The 21,126-nt window shown below is 70.1% G+C and carries 16 protein-coding genes and 1 other RNA gene; 8 read left to right on the plus strand and 9 right to left on the minus strand.

All coding sequences use genetic code 11. The features are described 5' to 3' along the window. Positions 1-216 precede the first annotated feature (216 nt). Entirely contained in the window at positions 217-1,188 is a 972-nt protein-coding gene (locus KUF83_RS05720) for a LysR family transcriptional regulator (protein WP_217453445.1), read from the minus strand. A gap of 83 nt (positions 1,189-1,271) precedes the next feature. Here KUF83_RS05720 and KUF83_RS05725 point away from each other — a divergent pair, with 83 nt between their 5' ends. The 7 genes from KUF83_RS05725 to KUF83_RS05755 all read left to right on the plus strand — a co-directional run bounded on the left by KUF83_RS05725 (position 1,272) and on the right by KUF83_RS05755 (position 12,208). Beyond that, positions 1,272-2,642, plus strand: a complete 1,371-nt coding sequence (locus KUF83_RS05725) for an MFS transporter (RefSeq protein ID WP_254643425.1) — start codon at positions 1,272-1,274, stop codon at positions 2,640-2,642. 191 nt (positions 2,643-2,833) lie between these two features. Then, positions 2,834-4,129, plus strand: a complete 1,296-nt coding sequence (locus KUF83_RS05730) for an ABC transporter substrate-binding protein (protein ID WP_217453446.1) — start codon at positions 2,834-2,836, stop codon at positions 4,127-4,129. Continuing rightward, positions 4,126-5,103 (plus strand): carbohydrate ABC transporter permease, encoded by a 978-nt coding sequence (locus KUF83_RS05735; RefSeq protein ID WP_217453447.1) that lies wholly within the window; start codon positions 4,126-4,128, stop codon positions 5,101-5,103. The genes KUF83_RS05730 and KUF83_RS05735 overlap by 4 nt, the downstream gene beginning before the upstream one ends. A gap of 22 nt (positions 5,104-5,125) precedes the next feature. Further along, the gene (locus tag KUF83_RS05740; RefSeq protein ID WP_217453448.1) at positions 5,126-5,947 is read left to right on the plus strand and encodes a carbohydrate ABC transporter permease; all 822 of its coding nucleotides are present in this window, start codon (positions 5,126-5,128) and stop codon (positions 5,945-5,947) included. An 11-nt stretch (positions 5,948-5,958) separates the two neighbouring features. Next, a complete protein-coding gene (gene yicI / locus KUF83_RS05745) occupies positions 5,959-8,229 on the plus strand; it encodes an alpha-xylosidase (RefSeq protein WP_217453449.1) in 2,271 nt (756 codons plus the stop codon). A 2-nt stretch (positions 8,230-8,231) separates the two neighbouring features. Then, positions 8,232-9,236 carry a LacI family DNA-binding transcriptional regulator gene (locus KUF83_RS05750; protein ID WP_217453450.1) on the plus strand — a complete coding sequence of 335 codons (1,005 nt, stop codon included), beginning with the start codon at positions 8,232-8,234 and terminating at the stop codon, positions 9,234-9,236. A gap of 44 nt (positions 9,237-9,280) precedes the next feature. After that, the gene (locus KUF83_RS05755; RefSeq protein WP_308402918.1) at positions 9,281-12,208 is read left to right on the plus strand and encodes a glycoside hydrolase family 3 C-terminal domain-containing protein; all 2,928 of its coding nucleotides are present in this window, start codon (positions 9,281-9,283) and stop codon (positions 12,206-12,208) included. 73 nt (positions 12,209-12,281) lie between these two features. On the opposite strand, the gene dacB is transcribed toward KUF83_RS05755, so the two are convergent. From dacB to ftsE, 6 genes are all read right to left on the minus strand, one after another. Next, positions 12,282-13,880 (minus strand): D-alanyl-D-alanine carboxypeptidase/D-alanyl-D-alanine-endopeptidase, encoded by a 1,599-nt coding sequence (gene dacB, locus KUF83_RS05760; protein ID WP_217453451.1) that lies wholly within the window; start codon positions 13,878-13,880, stop codon positions 12,282-12,284. Between the two features lie 131 nt (positions 13,881-14,011). Next, positions 14,012-14,400: a transfer-messenger RNA gene (gene ssrA / locus KUF83_RS05765) on the minus strand. A gap of 114 nt (positions 14,401-14,514) precedes the next feature. Beyond that, positions 14,515-15,048 carry an SsrA-binding protein SmpB gene (gene smpB / locus KUF83_RS05770; RefSeq protein ID WP_217453460.1) on the minus strand — a complete coding sequence of 178 codons (534 nt, stop codon included), beginning with the start codon at positions 15,046-15,048 and terminating at the stop codon, positions 14,515-14,517. A 104-nt stretch (positions 15,049-15,152) separates the two neighbouring features. Next, a complete protein-coding gene (locus tag KUF83_RS05775; protein WP_217453452.1) occupies positions 15,153-16,319 on the minus strand; it encodes a S41 family peptidase in 1,167 nt (388 codons plus the stop codon). A 67-nt stretch (positions 16,320-16,386) separates the two neighbouring features. After that, on the minus strand, positions 16,387-17,304 hold the full coding sequence (gene ftsX, locus KUF83_RS05780; RefSeq protein WP_217453453.1) for a permease-like cell division protein FtsX: 918 nt from the start codon (positions 17,302-17,304) through the stop codon (positions 16,387-16,389). 88 nt (positions 17,305-17,392) lie between these two features. Beyond that, the gene (gene ftsE, locus KUF83_RS05785; RefSeq protein WP_107015900.1) at positions 17,393-18,082 is read right to left on the minus strand and encodes a cell division ATP-binding protein FtsE; all 690 of its coding nucleotides are present in this window, start codon (positions 18,080-18,082) and stop codon (positions 17,393-17,395) included. A gap of 306 nt (positions 18,083-18,388) precedes the next feature. Here ftsE and KUF83_RS05790 point away from each other — a divergent pair, with 306 nt between their 5' ends. Then, positions 18,389-18,580 (plus strand): hypothetical protein, encoded by a 192-nt coding sequence (locus KUF83_RS05790; protein ID WP_217453454.1) that lies wholly within the window; start codon positions 18,389-18,391, stop codon positions 18,578-18,580. A 170-nt stretch (positions 18,581-18,750) separates the two neighbouring features. Here the strand turns inward: KUF83_RS05790 and KUF83_RS05795 are convergent, their stop codons facing one another. Further along, entirely contained in the window at positions 18,751-19,359 is a 609-nt protein-coding gene (locus KUF83_RS05795) for an LPXTG cell wall anchor domain-containing protein (RefSeq protein ID WP_217453455.1), read from the minus strand. Positions 19,360-19,665: 306 nt separating this feature from the next. Then, positions 19,666-20,772, minus strand: a complete 1,107-nt coding sequence (gene prfB / locus KUF83_RS05800; protein WP_217453456.1) for a peptide chain release factor 2 — start codon at positions 20,770-20,772, stop codon at positions 19,666-19,668. Positions 20,773-21,126 lie beyond the last annotated feature (354 nt).

The following is a 21,126-nucleotide window of genomic DNA, read 5'->3' on the forward strand; positions in this document are numbered from 1 at the left end:
CCGGACCGGAATCATTCCGATCCGGTTGAGCGTCTTCTCGCCAACTTTTCACGCGCACGCACATCCCCCCACGGGACTCGTTCTGGGGTGCGCGTGCGGCCCGGACACCCGCACGTCGTCGTTCGAACCGGACCCCCATCCGGTCGAACGCCCCCTTTATCACACTGCACCCGGGCCACGAATGTATCGCACGTAAGCATCAGTGAGGGTTCTGTGTCAGCCCCGGCTCATCATGATGAGTGCATCTGTGGCCGGAATCCACCCCTCCGAAGGGCGCTTCAGCCACCCTTCATCCGCCGCGAGCCGCGCCGCAGCGGTGCGCAGCGCCTCCACTCCGCGATGCACCAACCCCTTCCGCCACACCAGGGATACGGGCGACAGGGGCACAGGATCGACGAGTGGCCGAAGTGTCGCAGCGGGCATGGCCGGAAATCCCACCACGGCCAGAACGGGGTTCCTCGTCTTGGCCATGATTCTTCGGAACTCCTCGGCGCCGACGGCGAGCGGCGCGGGCGGCGCGACCTCGATCCCGCGTCCCTCGAACAGCTGACGGGCCAGGTCGGTCCATTCCAGCGTCCGGGGGTTTCCCGCTCCCGCGTACACCCGCTCGCCCGCCAGGGCGTCGAGCGGCACGGCGTCCAGCGCCGCCAGGTGGTGGTCCTCGGGGAGGAGGACGGCCATCGGCTCGTACCGTACGGGCTGCTGCTCCAGGCGGGCGCGGACGGCCGGGTCGAGGCCCGCGAACCGTCCGAAGGACGCGTCGAGCCGGCCGGCCAGCAGTTCGGCGGCGGCTCCCGTGAGGCCGCTCTCGAAGCGGGTCATCAGTTCGCAGTCGGGGGCCAGTTCACGGGCCAGGGCCAGGACCCGTTCGGCGACCAGGCCCGGGCTGTTCACGTCCACGAGCAGGGGCCGCTCGGCGTCCGCCCGTCCGAATGCGGCGAGCAGCTCGTCCTGCGCCTCCAGGGCCCGGCGGGCGTACGGCAGCAGCCGCTCGCCGTCGGGGGTGAGCGTCACCTGGCGGGTGGTGCGGACGAAGAGGTCGGCGCCCAGTTCCCGTTCCAGGCGCCGGACGTCCCGGCTGAGGGCCTGCTGGGCGACGTACAACCGGGTGGCGGCGCGGGTGAAGTGCAGGTCCTCGGCGACGGCGAGGAAGGCGCGCAGCAGCCGGGGGTCGAGGTGGGCGGACATCGGGTGAACCTACAACGCGGATGCGTGAATCGGTACGGAGAAAGTGTTGGACCCCCGGCGGCGGGCCGGGCGAACGTTGCCGGATGCCGTCACAGCCCTCTCAGCCTCGCCCTCACGGGCCTCAACCACCTTCCCGGTCGCACACTCACGAGCCTCGACAGCGCCTCCGGCCACACCCCGAGGAGCCGGGCCCGCCACGGCCCGAGGAGCCGGGTCCGCCGCGGCCCGAGGAGTCGGGTCCGCCGCTGCCCGGAGAGCCGCCCCGGCGCAACCCCTACCTCCGGCTCTTCGACATACCCGGCACGCGTGCGTTCACGATCGGGAATCTGATCGCCCGGCTTCCCATGGGCATGTTCACCGTGAGCGCCGTGATCATGATCGCGGGGACGCGGGACTCGTACGCGCTCGCGGGCGCCGTCACCGCCACCGGTCTGGCGGCGACGGCGGTCGTGGCGCCCTGGACGGCACGCCTGGTGGACCGCCACGGGCAGGCGCGGATCGCCGTCCCCGCGACGGCGGTAGCGGCGCTCGGCTCGATCGCGCTGCTGCTCTGCGTCCGTCACGGGGCGCCCGACTGGACGTTGTTCGCCGCGTACGCCGCCACGGCGACCACGCCCAACACCGGGGGCATGTCCCGGGCTCGCTGGGCCCACCTGCTCAAGGGCGACCCGGTGCGACTGCACACGGCGAACTCCTTCGAACAGGCCGCGGACGAGCTGTGCTTCATGCTCGGGCCGGTGCTGGCGGCGCTCCTGTGCGGGGCGCTCTTCCCGGAGGCGGGCACCCTCGTCGGGGTCGTCCTCCTGCTGACCGGCGTCCTGGTGTTCACCGCCCAGCGCTCGACGGAACCGCCCGCCCGGGGCCGGACCGGCGCCGGTGTCCCGTCCCCGGTCCGTGCGCCCGGAATCCCTCCGCTGCTGGTCGGGTTCCTCGCCACGGGCGCGGTGTTCGGCTCGATGGAGGTGGTGACGATTGCGTTCGCGGACGCACAGGGGCATCGTTCGGCGGCCGGGGTGATCCTCGCGCTCCAGGCGGCCGGCTCCTGCGCGGCGGGGCTCCTCTACGGGTCGCTGAAGCCGACCGGGTCCGTCGGACGGAGACACCTGCTGAGCGTCGCCGCGATGGTCCCGCTCATGTGCCTGCCCCTGCTGGCCGCCTCGCTGGGCGGCGGTCTCGTGGCTCTCGGCCTCTCGCTGCTGCTCGCCGGGATGGCCACGGCGCCGACGATGGTCACGGCCATGACCCTGCTCCAGCACCGCACGCCCGAGGGCCGGCTGAACGAGGGCATGACGCTGGCGGTGACCGGGCTGCTGGGCGGGATCGCCTGCGGTTCCGCGCTGAGCGGGTGGGTGGTCGAGCACGGCTCGGCCGCCGCCGGTTACGGAGTCCCGGTCTCCGCCGCCGTGACGGCCCTGCTGATCGCCCTGGCGACGAGGCGACCGGCGCCCCGGTGAGTCCGCGGCGGTGCCCCGGCCCCTCTCCCGGCCCGTCGAACGCCTCGCCCCAATTCCCGCGCACCCCATTGACTCGCCCACAGCGCGCACATACGTTCGCTCGTCGAAGCGCTTCGACGTTCGGAGTCGAAGCGATTCGACGAGCGTTGAGTGATGTCCCGATACCCATCCGACTCCCCTGGAGGCACTGGATGTTGACGGCACGAAGTCGTGTGATGGCGGCGGCCGCGGCCGTGGTGAGCACCACCCTGCTGCTGGCCTCCTGCGGTGACTCGGACAGTGGGTCCTCCGACGGGAAGACGCTGAAGCTGTGGCACTACGAGGGCCCGGACAGCGCGATGGCCGTGGCCTGGAACGCGGCCATCAAGGAGTTCGAGAAGACCCACCCGGGCGTCAAGGTGAAGTTCGAGGAGAAGGGCTTCGAGCAGATCCAGAAGACGGCGCCGATGGTCCTCAACTCCAATGACGCGCCCGACCTCATGGAGTACAACAAGGGCAACGCGACGGCCGGGCACCTCTCCCAGCAGGGGCTGCTCACCGACCTGTCCGCGGAGGTGACCGAGCGCGGCTGGGACAAGAAGCTCAGCGCCGGCGTGCGGACCACCAGCCAGTACGACGCCAAGGGCGTGATGGGTTCCGGGAAGTGGTACGGGATCCCCAACTACGCCGAGTACACGATGGTGTTCTACAACAAGGACCTCTTCGCCAAGTACAAGATCGCCGAGCCGAAGACGTTCGACGAGCTGACGGCGGCGATGGACAGGTTCGTCGACGAGGGCATCACACCGCTCGCCAACGCGGGCGCCGAGTACATGGCCCAGCAGTACCTCTACCAGCTGGCCCTGTCGAAGGCCGACCGCGCCTGGGTGGACTCGTACGAGCTCTACAAGGGCAAGTCCGACTTCCACGACACCGCCTGGACGTACGGCGCCGAGACGTTCGCGGACTGGGTGAAGAAGGGGTACATCAGCAAGAAGTCCACCGGTACGAAGGCCGAGGACGCCGGGGTCTCCTTCATGCAGGGCAAGAGCCCGATCCTGTTCTCCGGCAGCTGGTGGTACGGCCGCTTCGCCGCGGAGAACAAGTTCGACTGGGGCACGTTCCTGTGGCCGGGGTCGAACATGACCCTCGGCTCCGGCGGCAACCTGTGGGTCGTCCCCAAGGGCGCCAAGAACAAGGAACTGGCGTACGACTTCATCGACATCACCATGTCGAAGAAGATCCAGAACCTGCTCGGCAACAAGGGCGGTGTCCCGGTCGCCGCCGATCCCGCCGCCATCACGGACCCGCAGGCCAAGGGGCTCATCGCCGACTTCAACACCCTCTCCGAGCGGGACGGCCTGGCGTTCTACCCCGACTGGCCGGCCCCCGGCTTCTACGACGTCCTCGTCTCCGAGACGCAGAAGCTGATCACGGGGAGCGCGAAACCGGACGCCTACCTGGACGCGGTGCAGTCGGCGTACGACAAGGGCGTACAGGACCAATGACGGTCACCGCCGAGCGGGGCGGCAGGGGTGGCGGCCGGATCGTCGAAGCGCATCACCGCGCGAAGTCCCCGCGCCGCCCCCGCGACTCGTACGCCCTGTTCCTGCTCCCCGGGGCCCTCGCGTTCCTCGCGATCGTCATCGTGCCGTTCCTGATGAACACAGGCGTGAGCTTCACCGAGTGGCAGGGCGTCGGCAGCCCGAAGTGGGCCGGGCTCGCCAACTACCGGGAGCTGATGGACGACGCGGAGTTCTGGGCGTCCTTCCGGCACAGCCTCTTCATGGTCCTCGCGATGGCGGCCGTACCGACCCTCCTCGGACTCGTCCTCGCCGCCGCCCTGTTCGACTTCGTCGGCAAGCACTTCGGCAGCCGGACGGCCGCCGTGCTGCGGGCCTGCTTCTATCTGCCGCAGGTGCTGCCCATCGCGGTCGCGGGCATCGTGTGGAGCTGGATCCTCGCACCCGACAACGGCTCCCTCAACGAACTCCTGAAGGCGATCGGACTCGGGAGCCTCCAGCAGGACTGGCTCGGCGACCCGGACATCGCGCTCTACAGCGTCATGGGCGTGATGGTCTGGGTGCAGCTCGGCTTCCCGCTCGTCATCTTCATGGCGGGGCTGCAACGCGTCGACCCGCAGCTGTACGAGGCCGCCGAGCTCGACGGGGCCGGCTGGTGGCGGCGGTTCTGGCACGTGACGCTGCCGCAGATCAGGCCCGAGATCTACGTCGTGCTCCTGTGGTGCACGATCGCCGCACTCAAGGTGTTCGGCGCGGTGTACGTCCTCACGAAGGGCGGGCCGGGCGGGGAGACGAACGTGCCGTCGTACTTCTCCTTCACCACCTTCTTCGAGAAGACGCAGGTCGGTTACGGCGCCGCGATCTCCACCGTCCTGACCGTGATCATCCTGGTGCTCGCGCTGGTCGGCCTGAAGCTCCAGACGCGTGCCGAGGACGCCGAGCAGGGGGTCGTGCGATGAACGCCGAGCCAGGAGCCGCCCGATGACCGCCGTCCGCCGCTACCCCGTGCTCGCCGCCCTGGTCATCGGGGCCCTCTTCATGGTCCTGCCCTTCCTGATCGTCACGGTCAACGCGGTGAAGTCGCCCGCCGAGTACTCGGCGAACGGCCCGCTGAGCCTCCCTGAGGGCGTCTACCTCGACGGTCTGAAGGACTTCTGGGAGCGCGTCGACTTCGGACAGAAACTGGTCAACTCGATCCTGATCAGCGGGTCGGTCGCCCTCGGCGCGGTCGTCCTGTCCGTCCTCAACGCGTACGCGATCGGCATCGGCCGGATCAGGGGCCGCACCTGGGTGCTCGCCTTCTTCGTCCTCGCGAACATGCTGCCGCAGGAGGCGCTGGTCTACCCGGTCTACTTCCTGAGCAAGGAAGCCGGCCTGTACGACACCCGGCTGAGCGTGATCATCGTCTTCACCGTGATCCAGGCCGCCTTCGGTACGTACCTCCTGTCAGCCGTCCTCGGGCAGTTCCCGCGCGAGATCATCGAGGCCGCCCGGATCGACGGGGCGAACAAGTGGCAGGTGCTCTGGCTGATCGTGGTGCCCGTCAGCCGGCCGACCATCGGCGTGCTGCTGGTCTTCTTCTTCATCTGGACCTGGAACGAGTTCCTGCTCCCCCTGGTCATGCTGATCTCCAACGACAACCAGACCGTGTCCGTGGCGCTCGGCGTCCTCCAGGGCCAGCGCCTGATGGACGCCACGATGACCAACGCGGCAGCGCTCCTGGGCGTCCTGCCCGCCATCGTCTTCTTCCTCGTCTTCCAGCGGACGCTCACCCGCGGCATCGCCGTGGGTGCCGTCAAGTAAGGGGTGTGCGCGTGAAGTTCACCGACGGCTACTGGCTGCTGCGCGAGGGTGTGAGCGCCGCGCACCCGGTCGAGGTCCTCGACGTGAGCGCCGGGTCCGGGGCCCTGGAGATCCACGCGCCGACCCAGCCCATCCGTCACCGCGGCGATCTGCTGAAGGGACCGGTCGTGACGATCGGCGCGCACGCCCCCATGCCCGACGTCATCGGCGTCACGTTCACGCACTTCGTGGGCGAGGAGCCGCGCGGGCCCCGGTTCGAGCTCGCCAAGGAGGAGTTCACCGCGCACGCGGAGTACGACGAGGAGGCCGCGACCCTCACCGCGGGCGCCCTGTCCGTGAAGGTCAGCCGCACCGGCCCCTGGCACGTCGACTTCCTCGCGGACGGCCGCACCCTCACCAGCAGCGGCCCCAAGGGCATGGGCATCATGCGGGACGCCGCGAACGGCGGCCACTACCTGCGCGAGCAGCTCAACCTCGGCGTGGGCACGCAGGTCTACGGGCTCGGCGAGCGCTTCGGACCGCTGGTCAAGAACGGCCAGGTCGTCGACATGTGGAACGCCGACGGCGGCACGGCCACCGAGCAGGCGTACAAGAACGTGCCGTTCTACCTGACGGACGCGGGCTACGGCGTCTTCGTCGACCATCCGGGCCGGGTGTCCTTCGAGGTCGGCTCGGAGGCGGTGTCCCGGGTCCAGTTCAGCGCCGAGACCCAGCAGCTGACGTACTACGTGATCTACGGGCCCACCCCGAAGGACATCCTCCGCAAGTACACGGCCCTCACCGGGCGGCCCGCGCTGCCGCCCGCCTGGTCGTTCGGGCTGTGGCTGTCGACGTCCTTCACCACCTCGTACGACGAGGCCACCGTGAGCTCCTTCATCGACGGCATGAAGGAACGCGAACTCCCGCTCTCCGTCTTCCACTTCGACTGCTTCTGGATGCGCGAGTTCAACTGGTGCGACTTCGAGTGGGACCCGCGGGTCTTCCCCGACCCGGAGGGCATGCTGGCCCGCCTCAAGGAACGCGGGCTGCACATCAGCGTCTGGATCAACCCGTACATCGCGCAGCGCTCACCGCTGTTCGCGGAGGGCAAGGCCCTCGGGCACCTGCTGAAGCGGCCGGACGGCAGCGTCTGGCAGTGGGACCTGTGGCAGCCGGGCATGGCCCTGGTCGACTTCACCAGTGAGGCCGCCCGCGACTGGTACGCCTCGAAGCTGGAGGCGCTGCTCGCGCAGGGCGTCGACTGCTTCAAGACCGACTTCGGGGAGCGGGTCCCGCTCGACGTGGCGTACGCGGACGGCGGCGACCCCGAGCGGATGCACAACTACTACACCTACCTCTACAACCGGACCGTCTTCGACGTGCTGCGCAAGCACCGGGGCGAGGCGGAGGCCGTCGTCTTCGCGCGCTCGGCGACCGCCGGCAGCCAGAAGTTCCCCGTGCACTGGGGCGGCGACTGCGAGGCGACGTACGAGTCGATGGCCGAGTCGCTGCGCGGCGGGCTGTCCCTCGGTCTGTCCGGGTTCGGCTACTGGAGCCATGACATCGGCGGCTTCGAGGGCACTCCGACGCCCGCCCTGTTCAAGCGGTGGCTCGCCTTCGGCATGCTCTCCTCGCACAGCCGCCTGCACGGCAGCTCCTCCTACCGGGTGCCCTGGCTGTTCGACGAGGAGGCCGTGGACGTCCTGCGCCTGTTCACCCGGCTGAAGCTGCGGCTGATGCCGTACCTGTACGAGGCGGCCCGCGTCGCGCACACCGAGGGCGTGCCGATGATGCGCGCGATGCTCCTGGAGTTCCCGGACGATCCCGGGTGCGCGCATCTGGAGCGGCAGTACATGCTCGGCCCGGACCTGCTGGTCGCGCCGGTGTTCTCCGACGACGGGCACGTGTCGTACTACGTGCCCGAGGGCACCTGGACGCACTTCCTGAGCGGGCGGCAGGTGACCGGACCGCGGTGGGTGCGCGAGGAGCACGGGTTCTCCAGCGTGCCGCTCCTCGTCAGGCCGGGTGCGGTGATCCCGGTGGGTGCCGTGGACGACCGGCCCGACTATCCGTACGCGGACGGAGTCACCCTGCACGCGTACGGCCTGGAGCGCGGCGCGCAGGTCACCGTGCCCGTGGACGGCGTGACCTTCACCGTCGTACGTGAGGGGGACACGCTGCGGGCCTCGTCGAGCGATCCGGCGGCGCCCTGGGCGCTGTCGGCCGAGGGGCGGGTGGCGCGGGCGAGGGCCGGGACCGGGTTCCTCTCCCTCGAGCTGGGCGCCGAGCAGGAGCGGGGCTGAGCATGGTGAAGATCACCGACGTGGCCCGGCACGCGGGGGTCTCCCCCAGTACCGTCTCGTACGCGCTGAGCGGCAAGCGCCCGATCTCCGAGGAGACCCGGCAGCGCATCGAGGACAGCATCCGCGAGCTGGGCTACCGGCCGCACGCGGGCGCCCGGGCACTGGCCAGCAGCCGGTCGAACGTGCTGGCGCTGGTGGTGCCGCTGCGGGCCGGCATCCACGTGCCGGTGGTGATGCAGTTCGCGGTGTCCGTGGTGACGGCCGCGCGCCGGCACGACCACGACGTGCTGCTGCTCACGCAGGAGGAGGGCGAGGACGGGCTGCGCCGGGTCGCGGACACCGCCCTCGTGGACGCGCTGATCGTGATGGACGTCCAGCTCCACGACCGGCGCCTGGCGTTGCTGCGCGCGCTGGACCTGCCGTCGGTACTCATCGGGTTCCCGGCCGAGCCCGCCGGGCTGACCTGCATCGACCTGGACTTCAGGGCGGCGGGCGAGCTGTGCGTCGAGCACCTGGCGGGCCTGGGACACCGGGTGATCGGCCTCGTGGGCTCGCCGCCCGAGGTGTACGTACGGGAGACGGGGTTCGCCCAGCGGGTGGTCCAGGGCTTCACCGCGGCGGCCGACCGCAACGGCGTCTCCTCCTCGGTGCACCCGTGCGAGGCGGCGCCCGCGGCGGCCCGCCGGGTCGCCGAGCAGCTCCTGCGGGAGCGGCCCGCCCTGACGGGGGTCGTGGTGCACAACGAGCCGGTCCTGGAGCCCCTGATCGACGCCTTCGAGTCGCTCGGCCTGCGGGTCCCGGGAGATCTGTCGGTCACCGCGATCTGCCCGGACGAGCTGGCCGAACGCGCCCGTGTGCCCGTCACCTCGGTCGCCATACCGGCCGACGAGGTGGGTGCCGGGGCGGTCGAGCTGCTGATGAGGAAGCTGGGCGGCACGACCGCGGCGGAGGCCACCCTGCTCCCGCCGCGCCTGACCGTGCGGGCGAGCACCCGGCCACGCCCCTGACCACCTCCCTGACCCGTGCAAGGCCCTAGCCGAAGGAGCCTGACGTGAAAGGCAAGAGAGCACCCGCGAGACGCGCAGGACGCAGAACCGCACTCGTCCTGGCGCCGGCCCTGATCGCCGGCCTCGGCGCCGCCGTACCGGCGGGGGCCGACGACACCTCGTACCCCTTCCGGGATCCCCGGCTCACGGCCCACGCACGCGTGGACGACCTCCTGTCGCGGCTCACCCTCGACGAGAAGGTGTCCCTGCTCCACCAGTGGCAGCCCGCGATCCCCCGGCTCGGCATCCGGTCGTTCAAGACCGGCACCGAGGCCCTGCACGGCGTCGCCTGGCTCGGCGAGACCACCGTCTTCCCGCAGGCCGTCGGCCTCGCGTCCACCTGGGACCCGGCCCTGATCCGCAAGGTCGGCTCGGCGGTCGGCGACGAGGCACGCGGCTTCCAGCAGGAGCGTCCGGCCGGCTGGGGCCTCAACCTGTGGGCGCCCGTCGTCAACCCGCTGCGCGACCCGCGCTGGGGCCGCAACGAGGAGGGGTACTCCGAGGACCCGTACCTCACGAGCTCGATGGCGACCGCGTACGGCCTCGGCCTCACCGGCGGCGATCCCGACCACCTGAAGACGGCCCCCACGCTCAAGCACTTCCTCGGCAACAACAACGAGGCCGACCGCACGACCACGTCCTCCGACCTGCGCCCGCGCGTGCTCAAGGAGTACGAGGAGCAGGCGTTCAGGCCGGCGATCGAGGCGGACGCGGCGACGGGCGTGATGTCCGCGTACAACCTCGTCAACGGCCGCCCGGCCACGGTGAACCCGGCGCTCGACGAGGTGCGCGACTGGACCTCGTACGGCCTGATGAACGTCACGGACGCCTACGCGCCCAACAACCTGACCGGCACCGGCAGTCAGAAGTACTACGACACCCTGGCCGAGGGGAACGCGGCCGCGCTGAAGGCGGGCATCGACAGCTTCACCACCGACGACACGAACGCCCTGCCGACGACCACGGCCGTCAGGTCGGCGCTCTCCGAGGGCCGGTTGAAGGAGTCGGACATCGACACGGCGGCCGGGCACATCCTCGACGTCCGGGTCCGGCTCGGGGAGTTCGACCCGGGCGGCGGGAAGTACGGTGCCATCGACAAGTCGGTCGTGAACAGCCCGGCGCACCGCAGGCTCGCCCGGAAGGCGGCGGCCGACGCGGCGGTGCTGCTGAAGAACTCCGGCGGCGCCCTGCCGCTGAAGGCGTCCGGGAAGGACGTGGCCGTCGTCGGCCCCCTCGCCGACACCCTCTACACCGACTGGTACTCGGGCACGCTCCCGTACGCGGTCACCCCGAAGGAGGGCATCGCCGCGAGGCTCGGCACGTCCGTGGCGGGCAGCGAGGGCGTGGACCGGATCACGCTGCGGAACGCGGAGAGCGGCGGGTACGTCACGGCGGGGACGGACGCCGACGGCGAGGCGCTGAAGGAAGGCACCGCCGCGGGGACGGCCGCGCAGTTCGACGTCTTCGACTGGGGCGCCGGCATCGTGACGCTGCGCTCGGCCGCCAACGGCAAGTACGTGGGCTACAACTGGTCGGACTTCGTCAACGACCAGGCCCAGCCGAACGGCTGGTTCGTCCAGCAGCAGTTCGCGCTGGAGGAGCAGGACGACGGCGGGTACCTGCTGCGGTACGCCGGCTACGAGACCCGCGAGCCCTGGTGGTCGAACCCGGTCTACCTCGGCCCCACCGGCTCCGACGGCACCCTCGGCCTGGTCGGGAAGTCACAGGCCGCCCGCTACACGAAGGACGTGGTCCGCAGCGGCACCGAGGAGGCCGTGGCGGCGGCGCGGGGCAAGGACGCGGCGGTCGTGGTGGTCGGTTCGATGCCCGCGATCAACGGACGCGAGAACGACGACCGTGAGGACATGGGCCTCGCGCCGTCCCAGGAGGCCCTGGCCAAGGCGGTGCGCAAGGCCAACCCGAACACCGTCGTGGTCGTCGAGAACAGCTATCCGACCACCCTGGGCACTCTGCAGAAGGAGGTCCCGGCCCTGCTGTGGACCACGCACGCGGGCCAGGAGACCGGCAACGCCCTCGCCGACGTCCTCTTCGGTGACGTGAACCCGGCCGGGCGGCTCACCCAGACCTGGTACCGCTCGGAGGCCGACCTGCCCTCCGTCCTGGAGTACGACAACATCAAGCACGACCGCACCTACCAGTACTTCAGGGGCGATCCGCTGTACGACTTCGGCCACGGGCTCTCGTACTCCTCGTTCCGCTACGGGCGCCTGCAGCATGTCGACGGCGGCTACGAGGTCGCGGTGACGAACACGGGCCGCCGTGCCGGGGACGAGGTCGTGCAGCTCTACACCCACCAGCGGGTCTCCCGGGACAAGCAGCCGCTGAAGCAGCTGGAGGCGTTCCAGCGGGTGTCGCTGAAGCCGGGAGAGACGCGGACGGTACGGCTGAAGCTGCGGGAGAAGGACCTCGCGCACTGGGACGTGACCCGCTCCCGGTGGGTGGTGGAGAGCGGCACGTACGACGTCCTCGTGGGTGCCTCCTCCGGGGACATCCGCTCCCGCGCGGCGCTGAAGGTGCGCGGGGAGACGATTCCGGCGCGTGATCTGTCCCGGGTGACCCGGGCGGAGAACTTCGACGACTACGAGGGGGTGCGCCTGGTGGACGAGTCCAGGGCGCGGGGCACCGCCGTGGGAGCCTCGCGTGAGGGTGCCTGGCTGAAGTTCGCCGACTCCCGGCTGGGCTTTGGCGCGGCGCGGTTCGGCGCCCGGGTGGCCGGCGCGGGCGGGAAGGTGGAGATCCGGCTCGGCTCGCCCACCGGCACGCTCGCCGGTACGGCCTCGGTGTCCGGGACGGGGTCGAAATACACGTACGCCGAGGTGAGCGCCCAGCTGTCGGCCGCCGCGAAGGGACGCCAGGACGTGTACCTGGTCCTGGGGGACGGCATGCGGCTGTCGACGTTCACGATCCGCTGACCGGTGGTCCCGCGGCGGCGGCCCGGGGCGTCGAGGAGCCGCCCCGGGCCGCCGCGCTCAGTTGCTCACGTGCTCAGCACTCCGCCGGCTTGCGCCACGAGCACTCCAGGTCCCCGTCCCGCTCGGCGCCCCGCGCGCTGCCCGGCTTCACCGGGACGGTGTCGTCGGCCGTGGAGCGCGCCAGCGTCACCACGATCGCGTCCTCCAGCGGTTTCACGGACGAGGCGAGGTAGTTGTTGAGCACGACGCTGTAGACCAGTTCCCGTCCGTCGGCGTCCCTCACGTACCCGGAGAGCGCGGACGCCCCCGTCAACGACCCGGTCTTTCCCCGGGCGTTGAGCGCCGCGGGTGTCCCGCACATCCTGGAGCGCAGCGTGCCGCCCACGAAGCGGTCGGGGGCGCAGGCCACCGGCAGGGACGTGTACCAGTCGGCGTACCAGGGCTCGGCCCGTACCGCGAGCAGCAGTTCGGCGAACTGCTTGGCGGGGAAGTTGTTCATGCGGGAGAGCCCCGAGCCGTCGACCTGCCGCAGCTTGCCCGTGTCGACGCCCACGCCCTTCACGTATCCGCTGACGGCGGCGAGCCCGGCACTCCAGCTCCCCTTTCCGGAGACCTTGTGGCCCATGGCCTTGGTGAGGATCTCCGCGTGCATGTTGTTCGACAGCTTCATGAACGGGATCAGCAGGTCCTTCAGCGGCATGGAGGCGTGCGAGGCGAGCCGCCGCGCCGACGCGGGCGTGGCGCGCCCGAGACGGGTCGGTCCGGTGACCTTCACCCCGTGCGCGGTGAGCGCGTCGCGGAACACGGCCGCCGCGTAGCCGGTGGGCTCCCACACGCTCACCCATTCCTCGGCTCCGGAGCCGCCGACCGGTGTCGTACCGCTGACGACGATCGTGTTGGTGCCGTGCTCCCGCTCGACGGTGAGGTCGTTCGCCCCGCCCGCGGCGACGGTCGTGGCCCGGATGTCGATGTCGACGTATCCGGTCTTCGGGGTGACGGTCGCGCGGGGCTTGTCGCCCGCCGCCGCTCCGGGTGCGACCCGCACGATCACCGACCCGGTGTCGTAGTCGGTGTCCGGCGCGACGCTCAGTGCGCTGATCTGCGCCGAGTAGTACGAGGACTCGTCGTCGGCGGCCCAGGAGCGGCCGAGGCGGCTGCTGTCGAAACGGGTGTCGTCGGCGAGGAGCCGTCCGCTGACGCGGGTGACGCCCGATTCCGCGACGCGTGCGGCGAGTGCGTCGTAGTCCTCGGCGAGGGCGGTCGGGTCGCCGGTGCCGCGCAGATACAGGTCGCCGGCCAGGACGGAGCCGTGCCGGCGTCCGGTCGTCAGGACGTCCGTCGTGAACGTGTGGTCCGGTCCGAGGATCTCCATCGCGGCTGCCGAGGTGGGCAGCTTGGTGTTGGAGGCGGGCATCAGCCGCGAGGTGGGCCCGCGCTGGTGGAGCACGTCACCGGTGGTGGCGTCGGCGATGACGACGCTCGCCGCCCCGCCCTCCATCCGGCTGTCCCCGAGGATGCTGTCGATGGCCTCCGGCAGTCCGCTGCTGCCCGCGTCCGCCCCGGCCGGCGCGCTCCAGCCGAGCCCGGCGGCGAGCATGCCCAGGACGACGGCCCAGGTCCACGGGTGCCTGCGGGAGTCGTGAGATCTCTTGGGTTTTCCGAGTCGTCTCATGCCACGGCAGCATCCATCAAGACCCGGCTTTCGCACAGGGTGCCCGCGCGGGTGGCCGGTACCGGTGCCGGACGCCCCGGCGCATGACAAAGGCCCCGCTGCCGTGGCAGCGGGGCCTTTGCCCACATGGGATGTGGAGATGGCGGGAATCGAACCCGCGTCCAACGGTGCAGAATCAGGGCTTCTCCGAGCGCAGTTCGCTTAGATTTTCTCAGCCCCGGAGATCACGCGAACAAGTCTCCGACGGGCTCAGTCACTGTTTGATTTCCCATCGAGCCCCGTGACCGGGCTCGACGGTTTAGTTCCCTTGATTATGCCAGGATCCGGGTCGGGAACACCCCCGGGCTGACACCCATTTAGGGTCCTTCACTCACTGGTTATTAAGCAGCGAGGGCGAAGGACTGGGAATCGCTCTTGGAATTGGCGATTATTGGTTGCGACATATGGTTAACGAGATCATTGCCGCTTCCTCGGCTCGCTTCCCCTGCTTCGACAGCCGCTGTCGAAACCGATCATCCCCATGTTGTTTTTTCAAAACCCTCCGAGGAGGGCGCGCGCACCCGCTGTGAGGTGCAGTGCCATCGTACGTGACCAACGCACGCCGATGCCACCGTATTCCCGGCGGCCGCCCGCCCTACTCGCCGCGCTGCTTGCGCTTGACCGCCGCGATCGCCCGGTCCGACTCCCGCCGGTCCTGCTTCTCGCGCAGCGTCTGCCGCTTGTCGTACTCCTTCTTGCCCCGGGCGAGCGCGATCTCGGCCTTCGCGCGGCCGTCCTTGAAGTACAGGACGAGAGGCACGATCGTGTGACCCGTCTCCTCTGACTTCACCGCCAGCTTGTCGATCTCCTCGCGGTGCAGGAGCAGCTTGCGCTTGCGGCGCGCGGAGTGGTTGGTCCAGCTGCCCTGGCTGTACTCGGGGATGTGGGCGTTGTGCAGCCACGCCTCGTTCCCGTCGATCTGGACGAAGCCGTCGGCCAGCGAGGCCCGCCCCTGGCGCAGCGACTTGACCTCCGTGCCGGTGAGCACGAGTCCCGCCTCGTAGACGTCGATGATCGCGTAGTCGTGCCGGGCCTTCTTGTTCTGCGCGACGATCTTGCGCTTGCCGTCCTTGGCCTTGCTCTGGGCTCCACCGCCCTGCTTCGGCTGGGATTCCTTCGGTACGTACATGCCCTTGCTCATAGTGCTGGCCATTTTCGCACTAGAGAGGGGTCCGAGGGAAAGCCGATTACGAGGGCCGCGGGGCACCGGCCGCGGAGGCCGCGCCCTGCCTGCTAGGAGGGGTCCCCGAGCCCGCTCAGCACCGTCTCGGCCCGCTCCAGCGCGCCCGACTCGGCCTCCAGGTCGGGGGTGATGCCACGGCCGTCCACGGTGCGCCCGGAGGGAGTGCGGTAGTGCCCGACGGTCAGTTCGGCGACGGAGCCGTCGGGCAGCCGGCTCGGCATCTGGACCGAGCCCTTGCCGAAGGTCCTGGAGCCCACGACGACCGCACGGCCACGGTCCTGCAGTCCGCCCGTGAGGAGCTCGGCCGCGCTCATCGTGCCGCCGTCGACGAGCGTGACGAGCGGGCTGGTGGTGTCGCCGCCGGGATCGGCGTGCAGGGCCCGCTGGGAACCGTTCACGTCGTACGTGGCCACGAGTCCGCCGTCGAGGAAGGCGGAGGCGGCGGTGACGGCCTCGGTGACCAGGCCGCCCGAGTTGCCCCGCAGGTCCAGGACGATCCCCGCGTCCACGGGCGCGTCGGCCACGGCGGTCCGTACGAGGTCCCCCGAGCCCTTGGTGAAGGCGGCGACCTTGATCACGGTGACCCCGCCGGGGAGCTCGCGCACGCTCACGGAGTCGGTGGACAGCCGCGCCCGGCGCAGGGTCTCGCGCCACGCGTGCGTGCCGCGCTCCAGCCCGAGGGCGACGGTGGTGCCTGCGTCGGCGTCGGTGGCGTCACCCCTCAGTAAGGACACGACCTCTGTGACGGGCCTGCCGTCGACACGGCGGCCGTCGACACTGCGCAGCCGGTCGCCCTTGCGGATCCCGGCGGCCTGGGCGGGCGAGCCTGACTGGACCCTCGTCACCTCGATCCGCCCGTCCCGCTCACGCCGGGCCCACAGGCCGACGCCGGTGTACTGGCCGTCGAGGGCTTCCTCGAACTCCTCGTACTCGCCCCGGGAGTAGACCGCGCCCCAGCGGTCGCCGCTCCGGCTGACCGCCCGCTCGGCGGCCTCCACGGGCGACTTGCCGTCGGCCATCGCCTCGGCGGCGGCGTCGGCGACGTCCTCCTGATGACCGGCCTGGGCGGTACGGGCCGACGCCGGGGCGGATTTCCGGCCGGGGGTGTCGAACGAGCCGGTCGCGGCGCCCGCCGCGAGGACACTCGCGAAGACCAACGTCAGGGCCGCCCCGCGGCCGATGCGGCGGGGCTGACAGAACAGGTCACGGCCTGACATGCCGGTGAGTCTAGGACAACGGGAAGGGCCGTACCGGCGGATGCCGGTACGGCCCTTTTGGCATGCGTCACACCTTCAAGTACTTGCGCAACGCGAAGAACGCGGCCAGCGCCGGCATCAGGAGGCTCGTGGCGAGGATGAGCGGCAGCTTCGTGAGAACGGCGTCCCAGCCGATGAAGTCGATCAGGTTCAGCTTCTCGGACAGGGCCAAGCCGTGGTCGATCATGAAGTACCGGGCGATCAGCAGGAAGGCGCAGGCGACACCACCGCCGATCAGTCCGGCGACGGCGGCCTCCATGATGAACGGCGCCTGGATGTAGAAGCCGGAGGCTCCCACCAGACGCATGATCCCGGTCTCACGCCGACGGCTGAACGCGGAGACACGCACCGTGTTGACGATCAGCATCAGCGCGACGACGAGCATCATCGCCATCAGCGCCCGCGCCGCCCAGTTCATGCCGTTGAGCAGCTCGAAGAGGTTGTCGAGGATGCCCTTCTGGTCCTGGACGGACTGCACGCCGTCCCGACCGTCGAAGGCGGTCGCGATGACCTTGTACTTCTCCGGGTCGGTCAGCTTGACGCGGAAGGACTCCTGCATCTGGTCCGGAGTGAGCGAGGCGGCCAGCGGGGAGTCGCCGAACTGCTCCTTGTAGTGCTTGTAGGCCTCGTCGCTCGTCTCGTGCGTGACGTTGTCGACGACCGGCATCTTGTCCAGGTCGGTCTGGATCTGCTTCCGCTGCTCGCTGGTGATCGCCCCCTTGGCACAGTTGGGGTCGGACTCCGCGTCGCTCTTGTTGCAGAGGAAGATCGAGACGTTGACCTTGTCGTACCAGTACCCCTTCATCGAGTTCACCTGGTCGCTCATCAGGAGCGAGCCGCCGAACAGGGCGAGGGAGAGGGCGACGGAGACGACGACCGCGAAGGTCATCGTCAGGTTGCGGCGGAGACCGACACCGATCTCCGACAGAACGAACTGGGCGCGCATGGCGTCTTCTCAGGCCTTTCCGTGACGGATGCGTGGGGGTCCTCCCCCTGCTCCCGGCGGCGGAGCCGGGAGTTCGGGGAGGTCGCGGTCAGTGCTGGTAGCCGTACACGCCGCGCGCCTGGTCGCGGACTAGTCGGCCCTTCTCCAGCTCGATGACGCGCTTGCGCATCTGGTCCACGATGTTCTGGTCGTGCGTCGCCATCACGACGGTGGTGCCGGTCCGGTTGATCCGGTCGAGCAGCTTCATGATGCCGACGGAGGTCTGCGGGTCCAGGTTTCCGGTGGGCTCGTCCGCGATCAGCAGCTTGGGCCGGTTCACGAACGCTCTCGCGATGGCCACCCGCTGCTGCTCACCGCCGGACAGCTCGCCGGGCATCCGGTCCTCCTTGCCGCCGAGGCCGACGAGGTCGAGCACCTGCGGCACGGACTTGCGGATCTCGCCCTTCGACTTGCCGATCACTTCCTGCGCGAAGGCGACGTTCTCGGCGACCGTCTTGTTGGGCAGGAGACGGAAGTCCTGGAACACGGTCCCCAGCTGGCGGCGCATCTGCGGCACCTTCCAGTTGGAGATGCGCGCGAGGTCCTTGCCCAGTACGTGCACCTGGCCGTGGCTGGCCCGCTCCTCGCGCAGGATCAGCCGCAGGAAGGTGGACTTTCCGGAGCCGGAGGATCCCACCAGGAACACGAACTCGCCGCGCTCGACCTCCAGGGAGACATCCCTCAGAGCGGGGTGGGTCTGCTTGGCGTAGACCTTGGAGACGTTGTCGAATCGGATCACGGATGCACCACAGGCCGTCGGGAGTAGATGAGCGTGACCATACGCGACCCGGGTACACCGCCGCAGGCGCCGAGACGGGTTGCTTGAGGGTTGTGTGCTTTTGTACCCGGGCAGCATCCGAGGGAGAAATGCGGGCGGTGCCCCGGGAGGGCGTGGGACCGCCCCGCCGCCCCGCGCAGGGCCCCCTGCCCGTCCCCCGCAAGGGAACCCGCGCGCCCTCCGGAGGAACCTGGCACAGTGGAGGGGGAACGTATCCGTTCCCGAGGGCGTTGTGTACGTGGGAACCGGTGCAAGGAGGGCGAGCGCATGACGTACGACCGGCTGGTGTGCGCGAACTGCGCCGCGCCCGTGAACGAAGGCCGCTGCCCCGTCTGCCGCGCGAACCGCGCGCGACTGCAGCAGGAGGGCCCCTTCGGAGGCCTCAACCCCATGGCGCTGATCGCGCTGCTCGCCGTGCTGATCGCGGCGGTCGCCCTGCTGGCCCACCAGACCGCGTAGGGGACCCGCGCCTCAGAGGGTGACGGGCACGGCCCGGACACGACGAGGGCGCACAGGAGACGGACACCACAGACAGACGGACAGGCATGAGAGAAGGGCCCGGAGCCGATGGCTCCGGGCCCTTCTCGCGTCCTCATGTGCTCTCACACCCGGGCCGCCCGCGAGCTGCGTCAGGCAGCGGCGCCGCGGCCGTTCATGAGGCGGGGCAGCATACGGAAGCCGATGCCGCCGGCGATCATCGTGGCGGCGCCGATCAGCAGGAACGTGACGTTCTCGGCGGCGCCGGTCTCGGCCAGCTCGCCGCCGGTGCCCTGGGCGGAGGTGTCCGAACCGGTGTCGGTCAGGCTCTCCTTGCCCGCACCCTGCTCGACGGGCTTGGAGCCGCCGTCGGGGTCGGTGTCGTTGCCGCCGCCGTTGCCGCCGTTGCCACCGCCGTTGCCGGGACTGGTCGGCTCGTCGGTGGGCTCGTCGGTCGGCTCCTCGGTGGGCTCGGTGGGCTCCTCCGTGGGCTCGGTCGGCTCGGTGGTGGGCGGGTCCGTCGGGATCACCGTCGGCTCTTCGGTCGGCTCGGTGGGAGTCGGGGCCGGGGTCGTCGGGTCCTCGACACCGATGCCGACGCCGACACCGCTCTCGTCGACGCTGGCGCCGACGTTCAGGCCGCCCACGTTGACACCGACATCGAGCGCCGAAGCGGCACCGGCGGCCGTCAGCGAGGCACCGCCGGCGATCACCGCGCCGGCGACTATCCGCGCGATCCGGATCCGGGTCTTCTTGGTCATCTGGTTGCTACCCCCAGTAGCTCATCGTCAGTGGTGCAGCGTCCGGGGCAGCGTCGTCGGGGATGGCTCAGTGGAAGCTCCCGGTTTCACATGCGCCCCAGAAATACGCATGCCACGCGTTACCATTCCCACTTTTCAAAGCAACGTCAAGGTCGTTGCGACCGCGATGTCCAGATCACGCTCTTTTGACCGGTGCAGCGACTTGTGAGTGTGACGTAAAACCCAGACATCGCCCTACACAAAGGGCAACTGCCGTCCGATGGACTGCAGTTGCCCTGTCGACAAAGCGATGTGCGCAAATGTCGCTTACTTCTCCTGCTGCTTGCGCCAGCGAATTCCGGCCTCGAGGAATCCGTCGATCTCACCGTTGAAAACGGCCTCGGGGTTTCCGACTTCGCACTCGGTGCGCAGGTCCTTGACCATCTGGTACGGGTGCAGGACGTACGAACGCATCTGGTTGCCCCAGGAGTTGCCGCCGTCGCCCTTGAGCGCGTCCATCGCGGCCTGCTCCTCCTGGCGGCGCCGCTCCAGCAGCTTGGCCTGGAGCACGTTCATCGCGGACGCCTTGTTCTGGATCTGCGACCGCTCGTTCTGGCAGGACACGACGATGCCGGTGGGGAGGTGGGTCAGCCGCACCGCGGAGTCGGTCGTGTTGACGCCCTGGCCGCCGGGGCCGGACGAGCGGTACACGTCCACCCGCAGCTCGGACTCGTCGATCTCGATGTGGTCGGTCTGCTCCACGACGGGCAGCACCTCCACACCGGCGAACGACGTCTGCCGGCGTCCCTGGTTGTCGAAAGGCGAGATGCGCACCAGCCGGTGCGTGCCCTGCTCGACCGAGAGCGTCCCGTACGCGTACGGGACCTGGACGGCGAAGGTGGTCGACTTGATGCCGGCCTCCTCCGCGTACGAGGTCTCGTAGATCTCCGTCTTGTACCCGTGCTGCTCGGCCCACCGCAGGTACATCCGCTGGAGCTTCTCGGCGAAGTCCGCGGCGTCCACGCCACCGGCCTCGGCACGGATGTTGACGAGGGCCTCGCGGGAGTCGTACTCGCCGGAGAGCAGCGTGCGGACCTCCATCTCGTCCAGCGCCTTCTTGACGGCGACGAGCTCGGTCTCGGCCTCGGCACGGGTGTCCGGGTCGTCCTCCTCCTCGGCCATCTCGAAGAGCACACTGAGATCGTCGATGCGCCCGCGGAGCGCCTCGGCCTTGCGCACCTCCGCCTGGAGGTGACTCAGCTTGCTGGTGATCTTCTGCGCTGCTTCGGGGTCGTCCCACAGGGACGGTGCCGCCGCCTGCTCCTCGAGCGCGGCGATGTCCGCCCTCAGCCTGTCGAGGTCCAGGACGGCCTCGATCGACTCCATGGTCGAGGAGAGGGACTTGAGCTCTTCGGATACATCGACGACTGCCACGCCCCCCAGCGTAACGGCTCCGCCAAGTGAGGTCGGCCGGAGTGGGGGGAGCCCTCTCGTACCGGCCTTCTCCGGGGTTGTGGCCCCGGGATTGCGGCTTCGCCCCGGCCGGCCCCGTCCTCGGACACCGGACGGGCCGGCGCCCAGCCCTTCGGGCGCTCAGGGAGCGGGTCGGCGCTCAGCCCTTCAGCGGGCGGCGGGGTCGGCCCGTTCGCTCACGGTGCGGCCGGTGCCGAGGTCTCCGTGTCCTGGGGGGTCGCGCCGGCGTCGTCCCCCGACGTGGCGAGCCAGGCGCCACCCCCTATGGCGGCGACGAGGGCGACCCCGGCCACCCCCAGCGTGATCCGCCGGCGC

This window comes from Streptomyces sp. BV286 (assembly GCF_019090165.1).
GTDB lineage: Bacteria > Actinomycetota > Actinomycetes > Streptomycetales > Streptomycetaceae > Streptomyces.

Bases quoted from the DNA above. Each gene is read 5' to 3' on its own strand.
- KUF83_RS05720 (WP_217453445.1), bottom strand. From the start codon at position 1,188: ATGTCCGCCCACCTCGACCCCCGGCTGCTGCGCGCCTTCCTCGCCGTC.
- KUF83_RS05725 (WP_254643425.1), top strand. From the start codon at position 1,272: ATGCCGTCACAGCCCTCTCAGCCTCGCCCTCACGGGCCTCAACCACCT.
- KUF83_RS05730 (WP_217453446.1), top strand. From the start codon at position 2,834: ATGTTGACGGCACGAAGTCGTGTGATGGCGGCGGCCGCGGCCGTGGTG.
- KUF83_RS05735 (WP_217453447.1), top strand. From the start codon at position 4,126: ATGACGGTCACCGCCGAGCGGGGCGGCAGGGGTGGCGGCCGGATCGTC.
- KUF83_RS05740 (WP_217453448.1), top strand. From the start codon at position 5,126: ATGACCGCCGTCCGCCGCTACCCCGTGCTCGCCGCCCTGGTCATCGGG.
- KUF83_RS05750 (WP_217453450.1), top strand. From the start codon at position 8,232: ATGGTGAAGATCACCGACGTGGCCCGGCACGCGGGGGTCTCCCCCAGT.
- dacB (WP_217453451.1), bottom strand. From the start codon at position 13,880: ATGAGACGACTCGGAAAACCCAAGAGATCTCACGACTCCCGCAGGCAC.
- smpB (WP_217453460.1), bottom strand. From the start codon at position 15,048: ATGTACGTACCGAAGGAATCCCAGCCGAAGCAGGGCGGTGGAGCCCAG.
- KUF83_RS05775 (WP_217453452.1), bottom strand. From the start codon at position 16,319: ATGTCAGGCCGTGACCTGTTCTGTCAGCCCCGCCGCATCGGCCGCGGG.
- ftsX (WP_217453453.1), bottom strand. From the start codon at position 17,304: ATGCGCGCCCAGTTCGTTCTGTCGGAGATCGGTGTCGGTCTCCGCCGC.
- KUF83_RS05790 (WP_217453454.1), top strand. From the start codon at position 18,389: ATGACGTACGACCGGCTGGTGTGCGCGAACTGCGCCGCGCCCGTGAAC.
- KUF83_RS05795 (WP_217453455.1), bottom strand. From the start codon at position 19,359: ATGACCAAGAAGACCCGGATCCGGATCGCGCGGATAGTCGCCGGCGCG.